The 6,521-nt window shown below is 56.0% G+C and carries 7 protein-coding genes and 1 pseudogene; 6 read left to right on the top strand and 2 right to left on the bottom strand.

Annotation, left to right across the window (positions count from 1 at the left end; genetic code table 11):
• Both hycB and hycA read right to left on the bottom strand, forming a co-directional pair.
• Positions 1 to 160: pseudogene (gene hycB, locus AB7E14_RS18670) on the bottom strand (formate hydrogenlyase subunit HycB); the annotation flags it as partial.
• Between the two features lie 136 nt (positions 161 to 296).
• Positions 297 to 758, bottom strand: a complete 462-nt coding sequence (gene hycA / locus AB7E14_RS18665) for a formate hydrogenlyase regulator HycA (RefSeq protein WP_042999586.1) — start codon at positions 756 to 758, stop codon at positions 297 to 299.
• A 210-nt stretch (positions 759 to 968) separates the two neighbouring features.
• On the opposite strand from hycA, the gene hypA reads away from it, so the two are divergent.
• From hypA to flhA, 6 genes are all read left to right on the top strand, one after another.
• Positions 969 to 1,319 carry a hydrogenase maturation nickel metallochaperone HypA gene (gene hypA, locus AB7E14_RS18660; RefSeq protein WP_316962018.1) on the top strand — a complete coding sequence of 117 codons (351 nt, stop codon included), beginning with the start codon at positions 969 to 971 and terminating at the stop codon, positions 1,317 to 1,319.
• Between the two features lie 3 nt (positions 1,320 to 1,322).
• Complete coding sequence (gene hypB / locus AB7E14_RS18655) at positions 1,323 to 2,195, top strand: hydrogenase nickel incorporation protein HypB (RefSeq protein ID WP_042999585.1); 873 nt, start codon at positions 1,323 to 1,325, stop codon at positions 2,193 to 2,195.
• Positions 2,186 to 2,458 carry a HypC/HybG/HupF family hydrogenase formation chaperone gene (locus AB7E14_RS18650; RefSeq protein WP_316962158.1) on the top strand — a complete coding sequence of 91 codons (273 nt, stop codon included), beginning with the start codon at positions 2,186 to 2,188 and terminating at the stop codon, positions 2,456 to 2,458. The genes hypB and AB7E14_RS18650 overlap by 10 nt, the downstream gene beginning before the upstream one ends.
• Entirely contained in the window at positions 2,458 to 3,579 is a 1,122-nt protein-coding gene (gene hypD, locus AB7E14_RS18645; protein ID WP_316962019.1) for a hydrogenase formation protein HypD, read from the top strand. The genes AB7E14_RS18650 and hypD overlap by 1 nt, the downstream gene beginning before the upstream one ends.
• Positions 3,576 to 4,586: a hydrogenase maturation carbamoyl dehydratase HypE gene (gene hypE / locus AB7E14_RS18640; RefSeq protein ID WP_044326759.1), complete on the top strand. Its 1,011-nt coding sequence runs from the start codon at positions 3,576 to 3,578 to the stop codon at positions 4,584 to 4,586. The genes hypD and hypE overlap by 4 nt, the downstream gene beginning before the upstream one ends.
• A 225-nt stretch (positions 4,587 to 4,811) precedes the next feature.
• Positions 4,812 to 6,521, top strand: a 1,710-nt coding sequence (gene flhA, locus AB7E14_RS18635) for a formate hydrogenlyase transcriptional activator FlhA (protein ID WP_428169783.1), incomplete at its 3' end; no start/stop codon positions are given.

Genomic DNA, 6,521 nt, shown 5'->3' with positions numbered 1-6,521 from the left:
AGTGGTGGCAAAGCTGCGGCGCAGATTCTTTTTCATTCAGCATCACTTTCAGGCGCGGCATAGACTGTAGGCCGTGCTGGCGATGCGTCTCTGAACAGGCGGCCTCACAGGTGTGGCAGCCGATACAGAGCGTGGAGTCAGCAATTACAAAACGATTCACCAGGCATTCCTCAGGTGATAGTCATTTTTGACGAAAACATGCCGATGAAATGTCATTTTCGACACTGTTCGACACGTCTGTCCCTTAAAGCGTCGTGACAACCCATGAGACGACGTCACGACGTAAAACGCTGTGGTCAGGCCGCCGGATTTTGTCTCGCCACCAGTTGGCTCAGATTGATCGGCGACCCGCTTTCAACAGCGGCATACAGTCGGTCATAAACGCTGGCGATTTTATCGAGATAGTGTTCCAGCACCTGCTCACGCTCACGGTTGCTGACCCGCTCGTCCACTTTTCCGTCAATGCTCAATTGCGCCTGTGCAATCAGTTGCTTATCTTCGCCATCTTTTGTTTCGACGTAATACTCAATGGTGTGGCTGTTGAAGCCTTCCGCCATCGTGACGGTGATGCGAAAGTGTTCGAACAGTACGAAACAGAGATCTTTATCCGGCGCGCAGCTCATCGCATGGTGCAGACGCGCTTTCGACAGGGTGATCCCCTGAACCAGCGAATTGCAGTAAATATGCCACTGGTCCTGTAGGCGACGATGCCGCTGCGCGATGTAATCGGCTTTTTCGCTTATTTCCCAAATAGTCATGTCAGGTTACCCGTTTAACAGAGATAGCCTGCCATAAGCATTTTCCATGCCAGTTTTCAACCATTTGTTTTTTAATGAATTTAAAAATAAAAGACGGCTGTCGACGCCCGAATGACATGTCATTTCGTCATCATCGTCATCGACAAATGCCCCCAACTTTCAGGCTGGCATAGTTATTGCTTATCACTGCCCATCATATCGGGAGGCACTATGCACGAAATTACCCTTTGCCAGCGGGTACTGGAATTGATCGAACAACAGGCCGTCGCGCACGGCGCAAAACGGATAACTGGGGTCTGGCTCAAAATTGGCGCATTTTCTTGCGTAGAAACCAGTGCTCTCTCCTTTTGTTTTGATCTGGTATGCCGTGGCACCGTTGCGGAAGGTTGTAAACTGCACCTCGAGGAACAAGAAGCCGAATGCTGGTGTGAATCCTGTCAGCAATACGTCACCTTACTGACCCAACGCGTACGCCGTTGCCCGCAATGCAATAGCGACACGCTGCAAATCGTGGCCGATGACGGATTACAGATTCGACGAATAGAAATAGATCAGGAGTGAGCGATGTGTACAACATGCGGTTGCGCTGAAGGCAACCTTTATATAGAGGGTGATGAGCATAACCCTCATTCTGCGTTTCGCAGCGCGCCTTTTGCCCCGGCAGCTCGCCCGGCGCTGAATATTACCGGCATAAAAACGTCCGAATTCACCCCGAGCCAGACGGAAGAAGGCGATCTGCACTACGGTCACGGTGAAGCCGGCACCCACGCGCCAGGCATGAGCCAGCGGCGTATGCTGGAAGTAGAAATCGACGTGCTGGATAAAAACAACCGTCTGGCCGAGCGCAACCGCGCCCGCTTCGCCGCGCGCCAACAGTTGGTGCTCAACCTCGTCTCCAGCCCAGGATCCGGTAAAACCACTCTGCTTACCGAAACGCTGATGAAGCTGAAAGACAGCGTCCCGTGCGCCGTCATTGAAGGCGACCAGCAGACGGTCAACGACGCCGCACGCATTCGCGCCACGGGCACTCCGGCCATTCAGGTCAACACCGGCAAAGGCTGTCACCTCGATGCGCAGATGATTGCCGATGCCGCGCCGCGTCTGCCGCTGGAAGACCACGGCATTCTGTTTATCGAAAACGTCGGTAACCTCGTCTGCCCGGCGAGTTTTGATCTCGGCGAACGCCATAAAGTGGCGGTACTTTCTGTCACCGAAGGCGAAGACAAGCCGCTGAAATACCCGCATATGTTCGCCGCCGCCTCGCTGATGCTGCTCAACAAAGTCGATCTGCTACCGTACCTGAATTTCGACGTTGAGAAGTGCATTGCCAGTGCCCGGGAAGTTAATCCGGATATCGAGATCATCCTGATTTCCGCCACCAGCGGCGAAGGAATGGATCAGTGGCTGAACTGGCTGGAGGCACAGCGATGTGCATAGGCGTTCCCGGCCAAATCCGCACTATCGAAGGTAACCTGGCGAAAGTCGACGTTTGCGGCATTCAGCGCGACGTCGATCTGACGCTGGTCGGCAGTTGTGATAAGCACGGCGAACCTCGTCTGGGCCAGTGGGTACTGGTCCACGTCGGTTTTGCCATGAGCGTGATTAACGAAGCCGAAGCGCGCGACACGCTCGATGCGCTCCAGAACATGTTTGATGTTGAGCCGGATGTCGGCGCTTTGCTGTATGGCGAGGAAAAATAATGCGTTTTGTTGACGAATACCGCGCGCCGGAACAGGTGATGCTACTGATTGAACACCTGCGTGAACGTGCCGCGCATCTGCCGTATACCGCCGAACGTCCGCTGCGCATTATGGAAGTCTGCGGCGGCCATACGCATGCGATCTTCAAATTTGGTCTCGACCAGTTGCTCCCTGATAACGTGGAGTTTATCCACGGCCCGGGTTGTCCGGTCTGCGTACTGCCGATGGGACGTATCGATAGTTGCATTGAAATTGCCAGCCATCCGGAGGTGATTTTCTGTACCTTTGGCGACGCCATGCGCGTGCCGGGGAAACAAGGTTCGCTGTTGCAGGCGAAAGCGCGCGGTGCGGACATTCGCATTGTCTACTCGCCGATGGATGCGCTCAAACTGGCGCAGGAAAACCCAACGCGTAAAGTCGTGTTTTTCGGCCTCGGCTTTGAAACGACCATGCCGACCACCGCCATTACCCTGCAACAGGCAAAACTGCGCGACGTGCAGAATTTTTACTTCTTCTGTCAGCACATCACGCTCATTCCGACCCTGCGCAGCCTGCTGGAACAGCCCGATAACGGCATCGACGCGTTTCTCGCGCCAGGTCACGTTAGTATGGTGATCGGTACCGACGCCTATCATTTTATTGCCAGTGAGTTTCATCGTCCGCTGGTGGTCGCTGGATTCGAACCCCTTGATCTACTGCAAGGCGTCGTGATGCTGGTTGAGCAGAAAATAGCGGCCCACAGCCAGGTCGAAAACCAGTATCGCCGCGTGGTGCCAGACGCCGGCAACCTGTTGGCGCAACAGGCTATTGCCGACGTATTTTGCGTCACCGGCGACAGCGAGTGGCGCGGCCTGGGGGTGATTGAATCCTCCGGCGTGCATCTGACGCCTGACTATCAGCGTTTTGATGCCGAAGCGCATTTCCGACCGGCACCTCAGCAGGTTTACGACGACCCGCGCGCCCGCTGCGGCGACGTGCTGACCGGGAAATGTAAACCGCATCAGTGCCCGTTGTTTGGCAAGACCTGTAATCCAGAGACCGCCTTCGGCGCACTGATGGTCTCTTCAGAAGGCGCATGCGCCGCCTGGTATCAGTATCGTCAGCAGGAGTGTGAAGCATGAACAGCGTACAACTCGCCCACGGTAGCGGCGGTCAGGCCATGCAGCAACTGATTAACAGTCTGTTTATGGAAGCCTTCGCTAACCCGTGGCTGGCGGAGCAGGAAGATCAGGCGCGGCTTGAGCTGGCGCAACTGGTCGCTGAAGGCGATCGGCTGGCATTCTCCACCGACAGCTACGTCATTGACCCACTGTTTTTCCCCGGCGGCAACATCGGCAAGCTGGCGATCTGCGGTACCGCCAATGACGTCGCCGTCAGCGGCGCAATTCCACGCTATCTCTCCTGCGGCTTTATCCTCGAAGAAGGACTGCCGATGGAGACGCTGAAAAGCGTGGTAAACAGCATGGCCGCCACCGCGCGTGAGGCCAATATCGCGATTGTGACCGGCGATACAAAAGTTGTTCAACGTGGCGCAGCGGACAAATTGTTCATCAACACCGCAGGCATGGGGGCGATTCCGGCCAATATTCACTGGGGTGCACAAACCCTGTCAGCGGGCGACGTGCTGCTGGTCAGCGGTACGCTGGGCGATCACGGCGCCACTATTCTTAATCTGCGTGAACAGTTAGGGCTGGATGGCGAACTGGTCAGCGACTGCGCGGTATTAACGCCGCTAATTCAGTCGTTGCGCGATATCCCCGGCGTGAAAGCCCTGCGCGACGCGACGCGTGGCGGCGTGAACGCGGTCGCCCATGAGTTTGCCGCCGCCTGCGGTTTTGGCATTGAGCTGTCCGAATCCGCACTTCCCGTGAAACCTGCCGTTCGTGGAGTATGTGAACTGCTGGGTCTGGATGCGCTTAACTTCGCAAACGAAGGCAAGCTGGTCATTGCCGTTGAACGTCAGGCGGCCGGGCAGGTGCTGGCGGCGTTGCATGCCCATCCGCTGGGGCGCGATGCGGCACTGATTGGCGAAGTGGTCGAACGTAAAGGTGTGCGTCTGGCCGGTCTTTACGGCGTGAAGCGCACGCTGGATTTACCGCATGCAGAACCGCTGCCGCGGATCTGTTAAGTCCGTCATTATGCCGGATGGCGGCGTCGCCTTATCCAGCCTACACAATCGGTTGAACCGTTGGTCGAATAAGGCGTTTTCGCCGTTATTCAACTCACACAAACTGTTCGAACCGTAGGCCGGATAAGGCGTTTTTTGTCGACACCCGGCGGAAGTCGAGTGTCTATACCTATAATTTAATTTCTTTTTTTGCACCGCGCAGCGGTACTTTCCTGGAAAAGCAATATGTCGTATACACCGATGAGCGATCTCGGGCAGCAAGGATTGTTCGACATCACTCGCACATTGTTACAGCAGCCCGACCTGCAATCGTTAAGCGAGGCGCTTTCGCAACTGGTAAAGCGCTCGGCGCTTGCCGACAGCGCGGCGATTGTGTTGTGGCAAGCGCAGACACAGCGGGCGTCCTGGTACGCCACGCGCGATAACGGCAAACCCGTTATCTACGAAGATGAAACCGTGCTGGCCCACGGCCCGATCCGCCGTATTCTCTCTCGCCCCGATGCCCTGCACTGCAATTATCACGAGTTTTCAGAAACCTGGCCGCAACTGGCTGCTGGCGGCCTTTACCCGCCATTCGGCCACTACTGCCTGCTGCCGCTGGCGGCGGATGGACGCATTTTTGGCGGCTGCGAATTTATCCGCAACGACGATCGCCCCTGGAGCGAAAAAGAGTACGAGCGTCTGCAAACCTTCACCCAGATTGTCGGCGTGGTGGCGGAGCAAATTCAGTGCAGGGTCACGAACAACGTCGATTACGATCTCTTGTGCCGCGAACGCGACAACTTTCGTATTCTGGTCGCCATCACTAACGCCGTACTCTCCCGGCTCGACATGGATGAGCTGGTAAGTGAAGTCGCCAAAGAGATCCATCACTATTTCAACATCGACGACATCAGCATTGTCCTGCGTAGCCACCGTAAAAATAAGCTCAGCATTTACTCCACTCACTACCTCGATGAAAATCATCCCGCACACGAACAAAGCGAAGTCGATGAAGCTGGCACTCTGACGGAACGGGTGTTTAAAAGCAAAGAGATGCTGCTGATAAACTTGAACGAACGGGACGCGCTGGCCCCCTATGAACGCATGCTGTTCGATACGTGGGGCAACCAGATTCAGACGCTGTGCCTGCTACCGCTGATGTCGGGCAACACCATGCTCGGCGTACTCAAGCTGGCGCAGTGTGAAGAAAAAGTGTTTACCACCGCTAACCTGAACCTGCTACGCCAGATTGCCGGGCGCGTCGCCATCGCCGTGGACAACGCCCTCGCCTATCAGGAAATCCATCGGCTGAAAGAGCGGCTGGTGGATGAAAACCTGGCGCTTACCGAACAGCTCAACAATGTCGACAGCGAGTTTGGTGAAATCATCGGGCGCAGCGATGCGATGTACAGCGTGCTCAAGCAGGTCGAGATGGTGGCCCAGAGCGACAGCACTGTGCTGATCCTCGGTGAAACCGGCACCGGGAAAGAGCTGATTGCCCGCGCAATCCACAATCTGAGTGGGCGTAACGCACGCCGGATGGTGAAGATGAACTGCGCCGCCATGCCCGCTGGCCTGCTGGAAAGTGACCTGTTCGGTCACGAACGCGGCGCCTTCACCGGTGCCAGTGCGCAGCGCATTGGCCGCTTTGAGCTGGCGGATAAAAGTTCTTTGTTCCTGGATGAAGTGGGCGACATGCCGCTGGAATTACAGCCTAAGCTCCTGCGCGTCTTACAGGAACAGGAATTTGAGCGTCTGGGCAGCAATAAGCTGATCCAGACCGACGTGCGCCTGATCGCCGCCACCAACCGTGACCTGAAAAAAATGGTCGAGGATCGCGAGTTTCGTAGCGATCTCTACTACCGCCTCAACGTTTTTCCGATCCGACTCCCGCCGCTGCGCGAACGCCCGGAAGATATCCCCCTGCTGGTGAAAGCATTCACCTTTAAAATC

The sequence above is a fragment of the Citrobacter sp. genome (assembly GCF_050252275.1).
In the GTDB taxonomy this organism is placed as follows: domain Bacteria; phylum Pseudomonadota; class Gammaproteobacteria; order Enterobacterales; family Enterobacteriaceae; genus Citrobacter_A; species Citrobacter_A amalonaticus.
The sequence above is the reverse complement of the archived record's forward strand: the minus strand, read 5'-3'. Positions and strand labels throughout refer to the sequence as shown.

Coding starts and splice junctions, on each gene's coding strand:
- hypE (WP_044326759.1), top strand. CDS start 3,576: ATGAACAGCGTACAACTCGCCCACGGTAGCGGCGGTCAGGCCATGCAG.
- hypD (WP_316962019.1), top strand. CDS start 2,458: ATGCGTTTTGTTGACGAATACCGCGCGCCGGAACAGGTGATGCTACTG.
- AB7E14_RS18650 (WP_316962158.1), top strand. CDS start 2,186: ATGTGCATAGGCGTTCCCGGCCAAATCCGCACTATCGAAGGTAACCTG.
- hycA (WP_042999586.1), bottom strand. CDS start 758: ATGACTATTTGGGAAATAAGCGAAAAAGCCGATTACATCGCGCAGCGG.
- hypB (WP_042999585.1), top strand. CDS start 1,323: ATGTGTACAACATGCGGTTGCGCTGAAGGCAACCTTTATATAGAGGGT.
- hypA (WP_316962018.1), top strand. CDS start 969: ATGCACGAAATTACCCTTTGCCAGCGGGTACTGGAATTGATCGAACAA.